The 19655-nt window shown below is 34.2% G+C and carries 18 protein-coding genes; 7 read left to right on the plus strand and 11 right to left on the minus strand.

Translation table 11 applies throughout. From position 1 onward, the window contains the following. Positions 1-28 precede the first annotated feature (28 nt). Complete coding sequence (locus AC23L6_RS12335; RefSeq protein WP_487562754.1) at positions 29-2431, plus strand: MFS transporter; 2403 nt, start codon at positions 29-31, stop codon at positions 2429-2431. 243 nt (positions 2432-2674) lie between these two features. Then, complete coding sequence (locus AC23L6_RS12340; protein ID WP_487562753.1) at positions 2675-3259, plus strand: RNA polymerase sigma factor; 585 nt, start codon at positions 2675-2677, stop codon at positions 3257-3259. A gap of 212 nt (positions 3260-3471) precedes the next feature. Here the strand turns inward: AC23L6_RS12340 and AC23L6_RS12345 are convergent, their stop codons facing one another. Further along, positions 3472-4131 (minus strand): endonuclease III domain-containing protein, encoded by a 660-nt coding sequence (locus tag AC23L6_RS12345; protein WP_487562752.1) that lies wholly within the window; start codon positions 4129-4131, stop codon positions 3472-3474. Positions 4132-4205: 74 nt separating this feature from the next. Here AC23L6_RS12345 and bcp point away from each other — a divergent pair, with 74 nt between their 5' ends. Beyond that, positions 4206-4658 carry a thioredoxin-dependent thiol peroxidase gene (gene bcp / locus AC23L6_RS12350; protein ID WP_487562751.1) on the plus strand — a complete coding sequence of 151 codons (453 nt, stop codon included), beginning with the start codon at positions 4206-4208 and terminating at the stop codon, positions 4656-4658. 125 nt (positions 4659-4783) lie between these two features. Here the strand turns inward: bcp and AC23L6_RS12355 are convergent, their stop codons facing one another. After that, on the minus strand, positions 4784-6244 hold the full coding sequence (locus AC23L6_RS12355; protein WP_487562750.1) for a TonB-dependent receptor: 1461 nt from the start codon (positions 6242-6244) through the stop codon (positions 4784-4786). Between the two features lie 90 nt (positions 6245-6334). Here AC23L6_RS12355 and AC23L6_RS12360 point away from each other — a divergent pair, with 90 nt between their 5' ends. Together AC23L6_RS12360 and AC23L6_RS12365 are read left to right on the plus strand one after the other, a co-directional pair. Continuing rightward, positions 6335-7099 (plus strand): MBL fold metallo-hydrolase, encoded by a 765-nt coding sequence (locus tag AC23L6_RS12360; RefSeq protein ID WP_487562749.1) that lies wholly within the window; start codon positions 6335-6337, stop codon positions 7097-7099. 10 nt (positions 7100-7109) lie between these two features. Next, the gene (locus AC23L6_RS12365) at positions 7110-7610 is read left to right on the plus strand and encodes a hypothetical protein (protein WP_487562748.1); all 501 of its coding nucleotides are present in this window, start codon (positions 7110-7112) and stop codon (positions 7608-7610) included. Positions 7611-7812: 202 nt separating this feature from the next. Here AC23L6_RS12365 and AC23L6_RS12370 read toward each other — a convergent pair whose 3' ends face one another. From AC23L6_RS12370 to AC23L6_RS12390, 5 genes are all read right to left on the minus strand, one after another. Next, on the minus strand, positions 7813-8742 hold the full coding sequence (locus AC23L6_RS12370) for an AbiH family protein (RefSeq protein WP_487562747.1): 930 nt from the start codon (positions 8740-8742) through the stop codon (positions 7813-7815). A gap of 168 nt (positions 8743-8910) precedes the next feature. Next, a complete protein-coding gene (locus tag AC23L6_RS12375) occupies positions 8911-9558 on the minus strand; it encodes an alpha/beta hydrolase (RefSeq protein ID WP_487562746.1) in 648 nt (215 codons plus the stop codon). 5 nt (positions 9559-9563) lie between these two features. Beyond that, positions 9564-9890 carry a hypothetical protein gene (locus AC23L6_RS12380; RefSeq protein WP_487562745.1) on the minus strand — a complete coding sequence of 109 codons (327 nt, stop codon included), beginning with the start codon at positions 9888-9890 and terminating at the stop codon, positions 9564-9566. 1 nt (position 9891) lies between these two features. Continuing rightward, the gene (locus AC23L6_RS12385; RefSeq protein WP_487562744.1) at positions 9892-11145 is read right to left on the minus strand and encodes a dihydroorotase; all 1254 of its coding nucleotides are present in this window, start codon (positions 11143-11145) and stop codon (positions 9892-9894) included. Continuing rightward, positions 11142-13070 (minus strand): vWA domain-containing protein, encoded by a 1929-nt coding sequence (locus tag AC23L6_RS12390; protein ID WP_487562743.1) that lies wholly within the window; start codon positions 13068-13070, stop codon positions 11142-11144. The genes AC23L6_RS12385 and AC23L6_RS12390 overlap by 4 nt, the downstream gene beginning before the upstream one ends. A gap of 153 nt (positions 13071-13223) precedes the next feature. On the opposite strand from AC23L6_RS12390, the gene AC23L6_RS12395 reads away from it, so the two are divergent. Beyond that, complete coding sequence (locus AC23L6_RS12395) at positions 13224-14333, plus strand: lactonase family protein (RefSeq protein WP_487562742.1); 1110 nt, start codon at positions 13224-13226, stop codon at positions 14331-14333. 26 nt (positions 14334-14359) lie between these two features. On the opposite strand, the gene AC23L6_RS12400 is transcribed toward AC23L6_RS12395, so the two are convergent. The 4 genes from AC23L6_RS12400 to AC23L6_RS12415 form a co-directional block, all read right to left on the minus strand. Continuing rightward, positions 14360-15709, minus strand: a complete 1350-nt coding sequence (locus AC23L6_RS12400) for a DEAD/DEAH box helicase (protein WP_487562741.1) — start codon at positions 15707-15709, stop codon at positions 14360-14362. Between the two features lie 74 nt (positions 15710-15783). Then, on the minus strand, positions 15784-17010 hold the full coding sequence (gene glgA, locus AC23L6_RS12405; RefSeq protein ID WP_487562740.1) for a glycogen synthase: 1227 nt from the start codon (positions 17008-17010) through the stop codon (positions 15784-15786). 126 nt (positions 17011-17136) lie between these two features. Further along, positions 17137-17493, minus strand: coding sequence for a bleomycin resistance protein (locus AC23L6_RS12410; protein ID WP_487562739.1), 357 nt, complete (start codon positions 17491-17493; stop codon positions 17137-17139). A 273-nt stretch (positions 17494-17766) separates the two neighbouring features. After that, entirely contained in the window at positions 17767-18339 is a 573-nt protein-coding gene (locus AC23L6_RS12415) for a pentapeptide repeat-containing protein (protein ID WP_487562738.1), read from the minus strand. 105 nt (positions 18340-18444) lie between these two features. Here AC23L6_RS12415 and AC23L6_RS12420 point away from each other — a divergent pair, with 105 nt between their 5' ends. Then, positions 18445-19563 carry a vWA domain-containing protein gene (locus tag AC23L6_RS12420; protein ID WP_487562737.1) on the plus strand — a complete coding sequence of 373 codons (1119 nt, stop codon included), beginning with the start codon at positions 18445-18447 and terminating at the stop codon, positions 19561-19563. Positions 19564-19655 lie beyond the last annotated feature (92 nt).

Genomic DNA, 19655 nt, shown 5'->3' on the forward strand with positions numbered 1-19655 from the left:
CACTATTAACAATATAAAAATCTAAATTATGGAATCAAAAACAAACGTTAGTCAAAATAAAGTACCCTTCGGACAGAAAGTCGCTTTTGGGTTAGGAATGTTAGCTAATCAAATGTTTCCAGCAATGATTGGGATTTTTACAGTCGTTTTAGTAGAAAAACTCGGATTTAGTGGATTGTTACTTGGTTTAACGTATTTTATTCCAAAGTTTTATGATGCGTTGTTTGATTTGATAATGGGTTATGTGAGTGATAATACCAAATCAAAATGGGGAAGAAGAAGACAATATGTTTTAGCAGGAGCGATTATTTTAGGTATTTCTTTTGCATTAATGTGGCAATTGTATGCTGAAAACGGTATTACATACAATTTTTGGTACTTTTTAGTGATTTCATTGATTTTCTACTCTGGTTTGACTATTTTTAGTATTCCTTATGTAGCAATGGGTTACGAAATGAGCGATGATTTCCATGAACGAACCAATATTATGGCGACTTCACAACTCATCGGTCAGCTAGCTTGGGTAGTTGCGCCTTGGTTTTGGGTGATAATGGCAGATCAAACCTTATTTCCATCAAGTGATGTTGCAGTTAGAACTTTGGCAGTGTATGTTGCAATTGGTTGTGCTATTTTAGCTGCAATTCCAGCATTTTTTATTCCAAGTAAATCTACACTCAATGAAAATTACAGCCCAATTGATTTAAAAGGAATTCTCGGAAGTTTTGGCGAAATAAAAGAAGGGTTGAAAGCTTCGATAGAAATTAAACCATTCCGAAAAATTTGTATAGCTACGTTTTTAATATTCAATGCTTTTCAAACCACAGCAGGATTTTCTTACTTCATCATCAAATATTATTTATTTAAAGGAAACGAAGATGGCTTTGGATTATGGCCTACTTTATTTGGAAGTGTAGGTGCTATTATCACTACGGTTGCAGTTATTCCTGTAGTTGCAAGAATGTCAAAAATAATGGGGAAAAAGAAAGCATTTTTGGTTTCTCAAGGAATTTCTGTAGTGGGCTACATCTTACTTTATTTATTATTTGTTCCAGGAAAACCATATCTGTTTTTGTTTGCATTGCCATTTTTCTCCTTCGGAATAGGTAGTTTATTTACCTTAATGATGTCGATGACTTCCGATGTAATTGATATTGATGAACTCAACACAGGCAAAAGAAGAGAAGGAAGTTTAGGTGCCATTTATTGGTGGATGGTTAAATTTGGAACCGCAGTCGCAGGTTTATTAAGTGGTTTAATTCTTTCTTTGGTCGCTTTTCAATCAAATGCTGCTACACAAACCGACGAAACCATGTTTTGGTTACGAATTTTCTTTGTAGGAATTCCTATACTAGGAACTTTGACCGCTATTTGGGCAATGAAAGATTATGATGTTGATGAAGCTAAAGCATTAGAAGTAAGAGGTCTTCTAGAAAAGAGAAAAGCGATCAAACCATCAGGCTATTCAAAAATGAAGTTGCTTTCTGAAATCAATATTGATGTTTTATCTGAAAGTGAATTAAAAAATAAATATCCCGAATTTCACAATTCTAAAATTGATTTTTCAGTTTTGTCAAAAGATGATATTCAAGTTGAATTTACTTCTGTTTTTCAAAAGGGAATGCATGGCATTTGTTTCAGTCCTTTTACAAGTGGACAAAAACCAGGTGATTATATTTCTGAAGAGCAAATACGAAATCGATTAGAAATAGTAAAGTCACATACAAAATGGATACGAATTTTTTCATGTACAAATGGACATGAGAAAATCCCTAAAATCGCCAAAGAAATGGGGCTAAAAACGGTTGTAGGTGCTTGGATAGGTAACGACATGGATAAAAACGAAACGGAAATCCATTCTCTAATTAATCTGATACAAAACGGTTTTGTAGATATCGCAGCTGTTGGAAATGAAGTACTCTACAGAGAAGAATTGAATGAAGAAATAATTATAAATTACATACAAATAGTAAAGAAGGCAACCAAAAATACACCTGTAGGTTACGTTGATGCTTATTTTGAATTTGTAAACAGACCTCGATTAACAGCAGCCTGCGATGTGATTTTAGCGAATTGTTACCCTTTTTGGGAAGGTTCTGATATCAGAATTGCTGGGTTTTACCTTCAAGAAATATATCGTAGAACTACCGAGGCTGCACAAGGCAAAAAAGTAATAATTGCCGAATCTGGGTGGCCTAGTGATGGAGACGTAATTGGAGGTGCGGTTGCATCAGAAGAAAACGTGATGAAGTATTATATTAAAACTCAATTATGGGCACAAAAAGAAAATATTGATTTATTTTATTTTTCTTCATTTGATGAATCATGGAAGATGCATTCAGAGGGTAAAGCGGGAACTTCATGGGGTTTATGGGATGAAAAGGGAAATTTTAAATACAAACAAGAAATTTATCTTGAGCAAAAAGTGAGCTAGAAATAGAAATTTAATACGATAAGAGATGTCATACAGAAGAGAAGATTATTATTCGTCAAATGAATTCTTGATTCTTTTTTTATTGTATGAAAACTGTTAAATTTAAAGTTAATGTTTGCTTGTTTGAAAATATTTATGTTATATTTGGCTATAAATTAATTCAACTTTAACAGTAAGCCTATACAAAAAACTACTTTTTAGAGAAATTTCTCCAATTTTAATTATAAACTAAAAAGTAATTTTATGGCTAATGTTCAAACCCCAGATGCATTATTAGTAAAAAATTATATGTCAGGCGATGAAAATGCGCTAACGATATTAATTAACAGGCATCAAATAAAAATATACGGTTTTATCTATTCAAAAATTTCTGATAGAGATATTTCCGACGATATTTTCCAAGATACTTTCATTAAAGTTATAAAAACTTTAAAATCCAATTCTTATAACGAAGAAGGTAAGTTTTTACCATGGGTAATGCGAATTGCACATAATCTTATTATTGATCATTTTAGAAGAAATAAGAAGATGCCTATGTACAGAGAAACAGAGGAATTTTCAATTTTTTCTTTAATGACAGACAAATCATTAACTATCGAAAATCAAATGATTGCAGATCAAGTAGAAAATGATTTGAGAAAAATTATTGAAGAATTACCAGAAGACCAGAAAGAAGTTTTGGTAATGCGAATGTATCAAGATTTAAGTTTCAAGGAAATATCTGAGTTAACAGGTGTAAGCATTAATACTGCTTTAGGCAGAATGAGATATGCCATACTAAATTTGAGAAAAGTTATCGAAAAACATCAAATTATTTTGACTAATTAACAATATTTCAAATAATGTCACGTTGTAGATGTAAGAAACTTACAAACTACAATATGGCAAAAATTTACTCTAAAAAAACGTTAGTTAAAAATTCGATGAAACCTAAAAAAGAAACGATATCTTTTTTATTAAGTTACTCCAAAGCCTTAAGTTTTATTAAGGTAGGTAAGATGAAAATTGAAACAATAGCTAATTAGAAAACGTCCCGATAATTATCGGGACGTTTTTTTTAAATACTCCTCCAAAACGGTTTTTCGTCCTATGGTTTTAGTGATAATGTCTTTTTCTAAATCCCATCCTCTTGCAGGAGAATACTCTCGACCATACCATATAATCTGAAGATGTAATTCGTTCCAAAGCGCTTCTGGGAAAATTCTCTTAGCATCTTTTTCTGTTTGAACCACATTTTTTCCATTCGATAAGTTCCAACGATACATCAGTCTGTGTATGTGAGTATCAACTGGAAAAGCAGGAACGCCAAAGGCTTGTGACATGACGACACTAGCAGTTTTGTGCCCCACAGCAGGTAATTTTTCTAAAGCTTCAAAACTTTGAGGCACTTTCCCATCGTATTTTTCAATTAGAATTTGAGATAAACCATGTATACCCTTTGATTTCATAGGAGAAAGTCCACAAGGACGAATAATTGAAGCAATCTCTTCAATGCTCATTTTTATCATATCAAATGGATTATCTGCTTTAGCAAAAAGTAAAGGTGTAATTTGATTTACACGAACATCGGTACATTGAGCCGACAGCAGAACAGCAATGAGTAGGGTATAAGGATCCTTGTGGTCTAGCGGAATAGGAATGGTAGGATATAATTCTTTTAACGTATTTATAACAAATGTTACACGTTCCTGTTTGTTCATTTTTGTACTTTTATAGTTGTAAAAATAAGATTAATTTGTTGTAAAAGAAATTCATACTAACTAAAATATTAAAAATGATAACACTAAAGAAAGGAGATAAGGCACCTATTTTTTCTGCAAAAGACCAAGACGGAAATACCCATACATTGTCTGATTATAAAGGAAAAAAACTAGTAGTTTTCTTTTATCCAAAAGCAGATACACCAGGTTGTACCGCAGAGGCTTGTGACTTGAGAGATAATTTTGAACGTTTTACAGCTAATAATTATGCTTTGTTAGGCGTGAGTGCAGATAATGCGAAGGCTCAATCTAAATTCAAAAACAAATATGAGTTTCAGTTTCCTTTATTGGCAGACGAGGATAAATCAGTAATTGAGGCTTTTGGGGTTTGGGGACCAAAAAAGTTCATGGGGAAAGAATATGATGGAATACACAGAACCACTTTTGTAATTGATGAAAATGGTCTCATTGATGAAGTCATTACTGATGTAAAAACCAAAGAACATGCATCGCAAATCTTGAAATAAACAAGTAGTATTTTATAAAAATAGTAAACCACTGCAAATTCGTATTTTAATTCTGAATTTTCAGTGGTTTTTTAAACTTTTTGATTTATCAATCAGTGATATACTTTCCAAATAAAAAAAATATTTTATTTAGAATTTTCTAAAAATTTCGCAGGATCATAACCAAATAAGTGATCTTTTTTAATCAATTCTGCAATACCTTTGGGAAGCATATTTTCCCAACCCGATTTCCCGTTGCTAATCATTTTGAGTACTTCACGTGAAAAGACCTCTAAGTTGTTAGGATTGAAATCAACAATATCAATTACTTTTCCATTGAATTTAAAGAATTTGTACAATTCCTTCATTCTCGGATGTACTTTTAGATTTTCAGAGGTAATGATTTCTCCATCTTCACCTAGCATTGGGTATAAAAATACTTTTAAATCTCTGTAGAATAACTTACCAAAAGCTTCTAAAATTCCTCCACTTAGGTGTCGGTAGTATTTTTCATCAAAAATATCAATGAGGTTGTTCACACCCATTGCTAGTCCCATTCGCGCCTTGGTATAATTTGAAAAATATTCTACTACTTTGTAGTATTCTTGAAAGTTTGAAATCATTACCGTTTGTCCTAGCGAACATAATAATTCGGCACGATCCATAAAATCTCTTTCGTCAATTTCTCCCTCTGATCGCAGATTGGATAGTGTAATTTCAAAAACTACCAAGGTGTTTTCTTTTTCTACCTTGCTTTCTTCCAAAAACATCTTTAGAGATTTTTCATACATGTCCATGTTCACACTCGTAACAGGTCGAAAACTTCCTCTTAATGCTAAGATATTTTTCTTGTATAAAATCGCCGCGGGTAGTATATTTTTTCCTTGAGGATTGAACATTACGGCGTCGGTCATTCCATTTTTTACAAGTTGCAAACTCATTAATCGATTGTCAATGTGGGCAAATCGTGGTCCTGAAAAATTGATGGTGTCAATCTCCAATTGGTCTTTATCTAAGTGGTCGTACAAGTAGCGCAATAGTTTTTTGGGTTCATTGTATTTATAATACGCTCCATAAATTAAATTCACACCCAATACCCCAAGCGTTTCTTGTTGCAATCTAGCATCGGTTTCTTTAAAACGGATGTGGATGATAATGTCATTGTATTCTTCATTAGGCTCAAGTTGGTATCGAATGCCAACCCAACCGTGACCTTTGAATTGCTTTGCAAAATCTATGGTGGCTACCGTATTAGCATAACTGAAAAACATTTTATTGGGATGCTTGTCTCTATTTAAACGTTTTTCAATTAAATTTTTTTCAAGATCGAGCATCTTTTTGAGACGATTTTCCGTTACATATCTACCGTCATGTTCAACACCATAAATAGCATCGCTAAAATCTTTATCATAAGCAGACATAGCTTTTGCAATCGTTCCAGAGGAGCCTCCAGCCCTAAAAAAATGTCTTACTGTTTCTTGCCCAGCACCAATTTCTGCAAAAGTTCCATATATGTTTTCATTCATGTTTATTCGAAGCGCTTTGTCTTTTATCGAAGGAACTTGTTGAATTTCTTTGTCGCCTTTTAATTTTATTTCTTTTACCATCGTATTTATATATAATGCTTCACAAAGTTAACGAAATAGGATTTTAAGGAACCAGAATTAATGCTATTTTTGTAAAAAAATATAACATAATTGAAAGTCTATTTTTTAGGAACGGGCACTTCTCAGGGAATTCCAGTCATAGGAAGTAATCATTCTGTTTGTCATAGTTCTGATACTAAAGACAAAAGACTACGGGTTTCCATTTGGCTTTCTTGGCAAAATTATTCTTATATCATCGATTGTGGCCCCGATTTTAGACAGCAAATGTTGGTTTCCAATTGTCAGCGAATTGATGGCATTCTCTACACCCACGAACATTCTGATCATACAGCAGGTTTAGATGATATTAGACCTTTTTATTTCAAGCAGGGTGAGATTCCTATTTATGCCCACCAACGCGTGATAGCAAATTTGAAAAGGCGATTTGATTATGTTTTTGAAACGGAGAATAAATATCCAGGAGCACCCGGTGTTAAACCCGTAGAAGTAATTAACAATCAACCTTTTGCTATTGGAAATAAAACAGCCATACCCATTAATGTTTTTCACGGATATTTACAGGTTTTTGGTTACAGGATTGATGATTTTGCCTATTTGACGGATGTGAAAACCATTGAAAAATCTGAGACGGATAAATTAAAAGGATTGAAAGTATTGGTGGTGAATGCCTTGAGAGAAGAACCACACAAAACTCATTTTAATTTGCAAGAAGCATTAGATTTTATCGCATTTATACAACCAGAAAAAGCCTATCTTACTCATATTAGCCACATTTTTGGATTTCACGAAGAGATACAAAAAAAATTACCTAAGAATGTTTTTTTAGCCTACGATACTTTAGAAATTATTATTTAAACCTTATACAATGAAAAAGTCCTTAGTTCTTTATCTTTTTATTTTAGCCGTTTTGATGAATGTATTTACCTATATGTATTACAGCAAGCGCATTGCTTTCGAGGAATCACAATTTGAAAAGAAGAGTATAAAATACAAGGACAGCATTAGCGCTATGACTCAAAAAATAGCAGATGCTAATTATTTTTCATTAGAAAATAACGATAATGCCCAAAACTATTTTGACAATTCAAATTCTAAAACGTTCATCGCCTACGAAAAATTGATTCCTTATGTAACCGAAAAATTATTGGATTTTAACGATAACCCAGAGGGAAATCCTTATACAGGTCAAGACAAGATTGGAACTCAAAAGTTTATCATCAACAAAATCAAGATTCTCAATCACCGATGGATTATTGCCGATTTTAACGATGGCGAATATTGGGGCGAAGCACTTATAAAATACTTTATCAATGAGGACGAAACCGTTTCTTTTGAAACTTTTCAAACGGTATTGTATCAGAAATAAGGGGTTGTTATTCGGAAAATGTTGAATATTATGTAGCTTTTACCAGTGGCTACTTTCATCACTGACCATGCAAATACAAAAAACTTCAATTCAGCAACATACTTTTTAAAACGCTCAAAATCTGCCATTTGTGTTAACTGCGGTTAGTGAAATGGCTTATTTTTTAATGTCAAACATATTCGTGTTTACTCCTACATAAATATTATCTTCTGCTTGTTTTTTTTTCTTCGTCAGTCAAATTTGTTTTAGCTAAAAAAACTTGTTTTATTTTGCGACGAGTTCTTGCGGTCTTTTGCGCGAATCTCTCTTTTATTTCTTCACCTTTTTTGAAAATTAGTAGCTTGACATCTTTTTTTAATTGTTCACCTATTAATTGCCACCAATAATTATCTGTATCACCAATGGAAGACCCAAATATGCATATTAAATTCGCTTCGGTAATAAGTCTTTCGCATTTTTTGTCAATATTATGACGTTGAACTCTATTACATTTTGTTTTTATCAAAGCTTCTAAAATTTCTTCATTTTCATGAAAATCTTTTTTATCTATTTGTGAAATATCATTAACACCGAGTATTGTTCTTTTATCTGTATATCCATGAATATGAAAAATATTATTTAATACAATTTGCGACTGGTGATGCGTACCAATTTGAATGTTTGTAAAGCTGTCTTGTAATATTTTTTCTATAGTTCTTGTATAATTTAAAGTAATAATATTTATTCTCCATTCAGAGTTTTTCCATTGCTGTTTAAAATCTCTAATTTCCGATAAATCTTCATCAGGAAATGCGAGTTCTGGTCGAAAGAGTTGCTCTAAGAATAATTCTTTTTGGATTTTACTAAAATCAAACTTTTTTTCTTCAGCAATTAGATAGTCTCCAAGATTATTTACTATATCTTCATAAACTTCATCAAATTCCTTAATGTTAGCAAGTTTTACTGTATGTTTTCCAAATGCAAGTTCCAAATCTGACCAATCAACAATTTCCTTGGAGATTTCTTCTTTTAATTGCTTAATTAACTCTGAATCTGAATCTGTAGATTTATACTTTTCGTAAAAATCCTTGTATTTAGTTTTCATTCCTAAATTAATATCAAACCCATTTCCAATTATGTATACTATCTTCATTATGATTATTTAGGTATTTGTGTTTATAGCCTTTTAACTAACTAGTTTATATCCGAAACTAACCTTCGTATTTAAAACCATTTTCATCTAGATTGGCAAAGGTTTGTTTCATATCATTCCCAAATGTAAACAAATTAACAATAAACTTTAATCATCGTTAACCAAAACCTATTTTCCCTCCAGCCAATTCTTAAAGTCGTAGAAATTTTGTGGAGAAACACCGTGACCCACAGGGTATTCTTTGTAGGTATTTGTAATGCCTAAGTTGTCTAATTTAGGTTTAGCTTTTCTAGCCCAATCTACAGGGATAACTTGGTCTACCGTTCCGTGAGAAGCAAATATTTTCAGGTTGGAGAAGTTGTTTTTAAGGTAATCGTCTGTCAAGAGATCTAGATTCAGGTAGCCACTCATTGCCACCACACGCTGCACTTTTTCAGGATAAGAAAGTGCTACAGCATAGCTCAAAATAGTTCCTTGGCTAAATCCTATTAGAGTTACATTGTTCGGGTCGATAGGGTAATTCGCCACAACTTCGTCTATAAAACGGGCAATTGCATCTCGAGAAGTTCTCGCCTCATCGTTATCAGAAAATTTATTTTCATCGGCATCAAAATTAATGGAGTACCAAGCATAGCTGCCATATTGCAAACTATAAGGAGCTCGAACCGAAAGGATATAATAATGGTCTGGCAATTCGCTGGCAAAGGAAAACAAATCTTCTTCATTGCTTCCATACCCATGAATGAGTAGCAATAATGGGTTTTTATCTAATTTTATTTTAGGTTCTCGAACCAAATGATGTAAAGATAAATTCATAGGAATTAGGATATACTTTTAAATGCTTTTTGAAATAATTCGCCTAGTAGCGGTAGGGGTTTTGTTTCTCCTTTTATGGCACTAAACATCCCATAGGTCCACAATATGGATACAAAAATCCACATGGTAGCCGAAATCATCAAACTGTTAAAATTACTAATAATTAAACCCAAAGAGATAAATGTAACCGATAATCCCAGTGCTTGCCGAATATGAAATGAAGCAAATGGGCTTTTGACATCCGAATTCATCGATAGGGCAATCAATACGCCAACAATGAGAATGTAACTGGTTATCGCTGCGGTTTTTCCTTCTTCTATTTTGTTATCCATTTTATACTAAAATTAATTTTCCTTTATTAAAAATACCATAGGCTTTCCCTTTCATTGAAGCTCCTAAAAATGCTGAATTTTTAGACTTTGACAAGATGTTTTCTTTGCCAAATGTCCACGTTCCTTCGGGAGTAAAGAGACTGAGATTGGCAATTGCTCCTTCGTCAATTGGTGTGTTTTCAATGTTAAATAGGGCTTTTCCTTGCGTCAATTTTTCAATACAAATTTCTAAAGGCAAAACTGTATTTAAAGCTCCAAAAGCACTTTCCAAACCAATGGTTCCATTTTTTGCCAAATCAAATTCCATTTTTTTATGTTCAATGTCTATTGGATTGTGATCGGAAGTAATCAAATCTATGGTTCCGTCTTTAACGCCTTCGAGTAAGGCTTTTCTATCTTTTTCCGTTCGAAGCGGTGGCGTGACTTTGTAGCGACTGTCAAAACCATCTAAGCTTTCATCCGTTAGCACTAAATGATGTACGGCAACGCTGCAACTTACATTCAATCCTTTGGCTTTTGCTTGTTTTATCAGCTCCACCGATTGTGCTGTTGAAATAGTGGGAATGTGCAATTTTCCTCCCGTATATTCCAATAAAAATAGGTTTCGGGCAACTTCTATTTCTTCAGCTAGCGATGGATTTCCCTTTAATCCCAATCGGGTGGAGACGATACCTTCGTTCACGACGCCATTTCCTTTTATTTGAGGATTTTGACAAAAAGCAATCACCAAGCCATCAAAATCTTGAGTGTATTGCAGAGCGATTTTTAATAGATTCGGATTGTCTGTATTTTTAGTGTAATCCCCAAAAGCAATGGCTCCTGCATTTTTCATATCGAATAATTCGGCTAAATCCTTGCCTTGGCTTTCTTTTGTTAAAGCTCCAATAGGAAACAACTGAGTCGCAGCCTCTTTTGCCTTCGATTTCACAAAGTTTATCTGTGATTGATTATCGATAACAGGATAGGAGTTGGGTTGAAGGGCTATGGCTGTAAATCCGCTTTTTGCCGCTACGTTCAAACCATTTGCAATTGTTTCTCGTTCTTCAAAACCAGGTTCACCAAGGGAAACGCTCGAGTCAAACCAACCTTGTGAAACATGAAGGTTTTCAAGATGTACTTCTTCAATATTGTTACTATTTTCAAGTGCAGAACCTATTTTTGAAATAATGCCACCTTCAATTTGTATATCAACCTTTTGATGGTGAAAAGGACTCTTAGAATCAATGATTGTAGCGTTTCGGAGGATTAGTTTCATTTTACAAATTTTTGTATGAATACTTCAATGACTAAAAATAATAAGGCAATCATGACAAACCATTTCCATAGTTCAGTATCGGTTCGGTTAGCTTGTAGGCTCGTAAAAATTGTTTCAATAGTTTCAGATGTGGTATAATCAGACAGCATGCTTTCGTCAGTTGGAAATAAATTGCTTTCGGTTCTATTGTAATTAAAACTGATGTTTTTTAAGACTTCATTTTGTTTATAAACTCCAAAATTACCCGCTTGCTGTGGATAGTCGTTGCAAGAGATTTTTACTTTGTTGTTTAAAATTTGCTGAACAGGGATAAAACTTTCGTTTTTGTTTTTAATAGTTAGAATGTCGTCTTTCCCCAATAAAACATCAATTAAAATAGGATTGTTTTCTCCAATAGTCAAGTCTGAGATACCCGTTTTTTGAATGCTTTGTGCCATATTGTAAAAAGTAGGAACAATTAAAGGCGAATTGATAAAATTGGAATTTCCTTTATTGATTTCAGATGAAAAAACATACACTGAAGCAATTGGATTGCGAATAGAAGTTAGAAAAATACTTTGGTCTTCATAACTCAAAATAGCAGGACTAGAGCTCTTTACATCAAAGGATGATTTGGTGTTAGGATATTGAAAATTAGCGATTTGTTTCTCGAAAACGGCAGCATAAAGCGGATTGTTGAAAGCAATTTTGGTAATTAATTTTTCTCCTTTTTGTAATGCTTTGAATTGAATGTTTCCAAAATTGGATAGAAAACTATTGATGTTTGATGGGCTATTTTCCTGTGAAGGAATAAACACAAGATTACCTCCTTTTTCTACAAATGATTTCAAGGTTGTTTGTAAAGCCTGAGGGATTTCTTTGAGTTCATTCAATACAATAGCATCTTGTTTATCGAGCACATTATAATCCAAACTTTCTAAAGTATAATTGTTGTAATTGAATTCATCCTTAGTGTAAATTCGAGATAGAAAGGTGCTTTTTTCGTTTTCGGCAATGCTCAACACATTTATTTTTTCGGGTTTTGAAATACTAAAAAATAGTGTGTTGTCGTATTCCAAACCATTATCAGTTAGGGATGCATAGCCATGAAAGTCCTCTTTAGGAATGGTGAAATCAATAGTTTTTGTATTGGATTCCATTTTGACCAGAGTTTTTGCAATTAGTTTTTCTTGGTTATACAAAGCAATGGGTACTTCCTTTAACTGTGTGCCGTATCCTGATAATTTGATACTAATTTCATAAAAATTATCCAGAGTTTGCTTAATGAAAACACTGTCAATGGCGATATTGTTTTTCTGTTCAGCCTTTGGAATGATAAAAAAGGTATTGAAATCTTTGTCAATGCTTTTCAATTGTTTTTGTTCTAAACCTATAGCATCAGAAATAATGACTACATCTTTGTTGGAAGCCGAGTGGCGTGATTTTATTTTAGCCATCGCACTTTCTAGCTGGAAAGCTGATGGGCTGTATTTCAAGTTTTGTAAACTAGAACGAATCGATTTGATATCGGTATTCCAAAAGGTCTCAGAATTGGTAATCAATGAAAAATTTTGATTTTCAGGACAATGTTCTAGCAAGTCTTCTACGGCTCGTTTCAACAGTTCGCCTTTTTGTCCTTTAGCTTGCATACTGAACGAATTGTCTAACACAATATACATTTCATTGCTACTGTTTTTACTGTCTTTGCTTTTAAAAAAGGGTTGGGTAAAAGCCAAAACCATAAAGGTCAAAAGTAGTAAACGAGTGGCTAGCAATAGCCATTTTTTGATTGTAGCACTTTTTCGGGTTTGTAGGGAAAGTTCTTTTAGAAGCTTGACATTAGTGAAATATTCTTTTTTGAAACGTCGCAATTGAAATAAATGAACCAGAATTGGAATAAGTAGTAGAAAAAGAAAGTAAAGGATTTCTGAGTGTTTGAATTGCATTTCAAATTGAATTTGTCAAAAATACTACTTTTTATTATTTTGAAGGTCTAATTTTTCAATTTTAAATCACAAAAATAAGTGCAAAAGTAGCTTCCAATTTACAACGGTTCCCATTTTAAAACCGTATTTTTGTGGTTCATCCATTCCTAAAAAATGAGAAAATATCTTTTAAGTTGTATCGCTTTGATAAGTGCTGTTAGTATTTATTCACAAGAAAATAGTACTAATTTAATCATTGGAACCTATACCAATTCTTGCGAAAGTAAAGGGATTTACGTCTATGATTTTAATACTCAAACGGCAGAATTCAAACAGAAATCTACTTCTGAAAGAGTTATTAATCCCAGTTACCTAACGGTTTCAGAAGATTCAAAATACATTTATTCGGTTAATGAAAATGGTTCTAAAAGTGCGATTAGCTCTTTTGCTTTTACTGCTAAATCAGGAGCGATGCAATTGCTACATCAGCAAGACGCTCGGGGAGCCGACCCTTGTTATATTATCAACGATGCTAAGAACGTAATTGTAGCCAATTATTCAGGTGGAAGCATTTCAGTTTTTGGAAAAGGATTGGACGGTAGTATTACACCAGCAAAGCAAGTAATTCAACACAAAGGAAAGAGTATCAATGCACAACGACAAGAAAGTTCTCATGTGCACATGGTGCAGTTTACACCCGATAACCACTATGTTTTAGCCAATGATTTAGGTACGGATTACATTTACATGTACAAATACTACCCAAATGCAGTTGATAAAGTTTTGGAAATTAAAGACAGTATTGCTGTCAAATCGGGTAGTGGACCACGTCATTTGACTTTCAGTAAGGATGGGAAATTGGCCTATTTGTTGCAAGAATTAGACGGAAGTCTGACCGTCTTTCAGTATAAAAAAAGAACTTTAAAAAAGATTCAAGAAACTCAAGTGGCAGCTTCTGATTTTAAAGGTCAGATTAGCGCTGCCGATATTCATGTTACACCCAATGGAAAATTTGTATATGCAACAAACAGAGGAACAGCCAATACAATTTCTTGTTTTGAGATACAAAAAAACGGGTTTTTAAAATTGGTTGAAACTCAATCTACTTTAGGGCAAGGACCAAGGAATTTTACGATTGACCCAACGGGAAAATTTCTTTTGGTAGCCCATCAATATTCGAATGAAGTTGTGATTTTTAATATCGATGCGGATACAGGAAAACTAACCGATTCTGGAAAACGAATCCAATTGTGCGCACCAGTTTGTTTGGTTTTTACAATCTGAAATTACTGAACACTTAACACTGACTACTATTTATTATCCTTACGTTTCTTAGCTCTTGTTTTCAGCATATTTCTATTCACAGAGCCATGCGTTTTCTTTTTGGTTTTCGAAGGACCTCCTAGATTTACTTTTGTATTCTTTTTCGCTTTTTCATGAAAAGCTCCTTCACCTTCTAGCTTTGGTTTTTTCATCAAGAATTTAATGGGTTGCCTGTCTTTTTCAGGACCAATTAATTTTGAAGAAATAGCCACTTCCTCAGGGAAAGGCTCGATGTCTAACTCCTTATTCATCAAGACTTCGGCTTCAATCTTAAATTCTTCTTCTCTAGGAGTAAAAAAACTTATAGCAGTTCCCGTCGCATCGGCTCGTCCAGTTCGCCCAATTCGATGCATATACAATTCAGGATATTCAGGAATTTCAAAATTGATGACGTGGGTAATATCAGAAATATCTAACCCTCTCGCCATAATATCGGTCGTGATAATACCTCGTAAATTCCCTTCTTGGAATGAAGCCATAGTATTCAATCGATAATTCTGAGATTTATTAGAATGGATAACACCAAACTGACCTTCAAAATCTTCTTCAATGCTTTCATGAAGCATATCGGATATCTTTTTGTTGTTCACAAAAATGAGCACTCGGCTCATGTCTTCGTTAGTGGTCAACAAATGTTTGAGTAGGTTTATTTTGGTATGGAAATTAGGAACAGCATACGTAATTTGAGTGATATTCTCTAATGGTGTTCCAGATGCTGCCAAACTCACTTCTTCAGGAAAATCAAAAAAGTCATTCAAAACGGCATCCACTTCATCAGTCATGGTAGCAGAAAAAAGAATGTTTTGACGCTTAGGACGCATCATAGCAAGTACTGAGGTTAATTGAGGGCGAAAACCTAAATTTAGCATTTCGTCAAATTCGTCAATCACCAATTTTGACGTTTCATCAAAGCGGATGACATTGTCTAAAGCCAAATCCATCGTTCTTCCTGGTGTACCTACTAAAATGTCAATTCCTTGATATACTGCAGTTTTTTGAGTGTTGATATTTACTCCTCCATAAATACCTAAGGTTCTAACCGACATGTATTTAGTGAGTTTTTCAACCTCTTCAACCACCTGAACAACGAGTTCTCTTGTGGGGACAAGGATTACAATTTTTGGTGTATGCGTAGGGGTAAATTTATAGAGTTTTAACAAAGGTAAAAGATAAGCAAAGGTTTTACCCGTTCCTGTTTGTGCAATTCCCATCATGTCTCGTCCCGACATAATCACAGAGAAGGATTTCTCCTGAATAGGAGTTGGTGTAGTAAATCCTAATTCGTCAATAGCTTTCTGTAGGGATTTTGGTAGATTGAATTGCTCAAAAGTGCTCATGTACTTAAATTTTGTGCAAAGATAGGTTATTTCAAATTAATGAATTAGGAGCATTTCAACAAGTGATAAATCAATTAAGCTTTCTCTTTTTCAAATCGTGCAATCACCTCTTCATAATACTTGTAAGTAGTTTGAGCAATAGATTCCCAACTGAATATTTTTAAAACTCTCTCTCGACCCTCTTTTCCCATTTTTGTAGCCAATGCTTCATCGTCAAGAAGTAGATTGATTTTAGAGGCAAATTCTTTTTGGAAAGCCTCAGGATGTGCTGGATTGAAATCGGTTCTGGAGACACTTTGCAACGGAATTAAATAGCCCGTTTTTCCCTCTACAATAATTTCGGGTATGCCACCTACATGACTACCAACTACAGGCGTTTCACACGACATGGCTTCAAGATTGATAATTCCGAAAGGTTCATAGAGTGAAGGGCAGGCAAATACTCGTGCATGACTGTACAGTACTTTTACTTTTTCACGAGGAAGCATTTCAGAAATTAAAATAACGCCTTCTCGTTCTTTGCGTAAATCGGTAATTAATGCTTCGGTTTCTTCTGCAATTTCTTTGGTATCAGGAGCTCCAGCACACAATACGATTTGTGAGTTTTTATTAAAATATTTTGCTGCTGAAATAAGCTGTGAGATTCCTTTTTGTCGGGTGATACGACCAACAAAAAGTACGAATGGAATATCAGGATTAATACCATATTCTAAAAGTAAATCAGTATCAAAAGTAGATTTGTAAAATTCAGGATCAATACCATTGTGAATGACGGTCACTTTCTCGGGTTGTACGCCATAGGCTTCGATAACGTCTTGTTTCATTTGCTCACTAACAGCAATGACTCCATCGGCAATTTTGTAGGCAGTTTGTTCTATCCAACGTGACATAAAGTAACCATTGCCGAGTTGTTCTACTTTCCAGGGGCGATGCGTTTCTAAGCTATGAGTGGTTAAAATTAAAGGCACTTGCAACAATTCGCGAGTAAAAACACCTGCTAAATGGCTGTACCAGGTGTGACAGTGAATAACATCTGCATCTTGTGTCGCCTGAGCCATCTCGACATTGCGACTCAGATTGTGAAACATTTTGATGTGAGGGTTAGTATTGTCAGCTAGTGCGCTCAAACAAGAGTCGATGCCCACTACATGCATGTTGGCTTCGTTTACCAGTTGGTCACCAAAACACCGCACTTCTATTTGCCCTAATTTAGCTAATTCTTGACTTAAAAAGTCAATATGTACTCCGGCTCCGCCATAAATATTAGGTGGAAATTCATTGGTAAAAAGTGCAATTTTCATTTGTTGTGTGTTTGGTGTTTGCTTTGAAAACCAAATTTAACAAAAATAATCAGCACTTTATAAAAAGCTAAAGTTGATTTTAAATTTTTTCTGAGCGATGCACTAATTCACCAAACTTGAAGTATTTTAAATGGTTTCTCCAAAAGTGAGCAAGTTATTATCTGGGTCGAGTATCGAAAATTCCTTTTGTCCCCAAGGTTTTGTTTTTAGGTGACCATTGGGATGAATTGCCGTTCCATTTTTTATGAATGTTTGGAATAACGTATCAATAGCATTGGTTCTGATATAAACTTGTCCATAATTTTCTGAAGGAATTAAGGTAGCAAATTCAAAAAAGTGAATTTGAATCCCTTCTTTTTCAACCATCAAATAACCATCGAAATCAGTACTTCCAAACTCTTGAAAACCAAGTTGATTGACGTAGAAATCTCTGGTAATTTTTTTGTTGCGCATGGGCAGTTTAGAATGAATCGCAGTTAGCATGCTTAGTGTAATTTATGAGTTAAATGCATTACAAAATTAGTCTTTTTTTAAGTTGAAATTGTTTGTTGAAGTAAATAACAAATTAAGTGAATTAGTTTCTATTTTATGTCTTGTTTTACCTATTGACTAATAGTTACAAGCATAATTATAAGAGTTAAGGTTCATTTTAAAGTCTCGTCAAGAGGATTTGAAATAAAGTGTTGCTTCTTTTGAATCTTCACTCAGATACATCGGACGAAGTCACTTTTTGGTTTTACAAATGAGTGTAGTCTCTTATTCCACAACAATCTCATATTTAGTTAAAAGTCCTTTCACACCGTTCAATGAAAAAACAGCCTTTTTCAATTTGGTTTGTTCGGGGTCGATGGAATAGTGGTAACTGGTTTTAAAATTGGCTTTGTTGGCAATAGCTTTGGCAAATTCAGAGCGGTACAAATCACAACGGTCAAAAACCACTTCGGTCAAATCAGCACTCATGAAATCTACGGCAATGAGGCTGCATTCTTCAAAAAGAGTTCCTTTGAGTTTTAGGGTATAAAATTTTGAAAAATCCAATACGCAATGGTGAAAAGAAATATCAAAAAGAAGTTTGTCGCACATGGCAAAATTGATTTCCTTCATACTACAATAGTGGAAACTCACCGTTCTCAAGGCTACATAATTGATTTTGGCACCATTAAAATTACAATGGGTAAAAATACAATCGATAAAGCTTACTGCGAGAAAGTCGCATTCAGAGAAATCACAACGGGTAAAACTGCATTTTTCAAATTCCGTATATTTTATATCTGCCTGCTCAAAATGGCGATGCTCAAATTTGTGTTCAAGAAGGTATTGGGTACTCATTGATTGCGTTTCTATTGGTAAAAATAGTTTTTTTGCCAAGACTTTAACTAAAAATTAATAATCGTTTTTACGATTGCTTTTTCTTAAATTGTACTTTTATAGATTATGGAACAACAGAGCAGAAAAGGATTTATTTTCAAGAAGTACGAGGCACCCTATGTTTCGCCTTTTGATAAATTGTTTGACATATTCAAAGAGCTGATTACGCATACCTCAGGCGATTTTGATGAAGCTATAGACTGGTTGCGTCAGTTGGATGCAGAATACAAACTCACCGATGAGAACTACACCATCGATGATTTTATTGAAGATTTAAAGAAAAAAGGATACATCCGTGAGGAACTCAAAGACGATGGAACTTCTGGAACGGGAATTACTGCCAAAACAGAACGCGCGATTCGTCAAGCGGCCCTAGATCAGATTTTTGGAAACCTAAAACGTTCGGGTAACGGCAATCACAAAACCAAACACGCAGGTAGTGGTGATGAACAAACAGGCGAGTTTAGGAATTATAATTTTGGCGATAGCCTTGAGCGTATTTCTCTTACTGAAAGTTTGCGTAACGCTCAGGTCAATAACGGCATTGATGAATTTCAATTGACTGAAAACGATTTGGTGGTCGAGGAAGCCATCTTCAAAGCACAAATGAGCACCGTTTTGATGATAGACATCAGTCACAGCATGATTTTGTATGGCGAAGACCGAATCACTCCCGCCAAAAAAGTAGCCATGGCGCTAGCCGAACTCATCACGACGAGATATCCCAAAGATACTATTGATATTTTGGTTTTTGGTAACGATGCTTGGCCCATAGCCATTAAAGATTTGCCTTATTTGAAAGTAGGACCTTACCATACCAATACGGTGGCAGGCTTGCAACTGGCAATGGATATTTTGCGAAGAAAACGCAACACCAACAAGCAAATTTTTATGATTACCGATGGCAAACCAAGTTGTGTTCGAGAAAAAGACGGTACCTATTACATGAACAGCAACGGTCTGGACGAATACATTGTTGAGCAATGCTACAATCAAGCGGCACAGGCTAGAAAATTGCATATACCCATAACCACTTTTATGATTGCTCAAGACCCTTATTTGCAACGATTTGTCAATCGGTTTACAGAAGCCAATCAAGGGAAGGCTTTCTACACAGGCTTAAAAGGTTTGGGTGAAATGATTTTTGAGGATTATGAAACCAATAGGAAGAAGAAAATGAAGTGAGGGTAGAAGTTAGAAGGTAGAGGGTAGAAGTTGGATTTTAAAAAAGAGACAAGTAACCAATATAGGAAGAAGTTGATTTAATTTTTAAATCA

The sequence above is a fragment of the Flavobacterium sp. R1_16 genome (assembly GCF_057652095.1).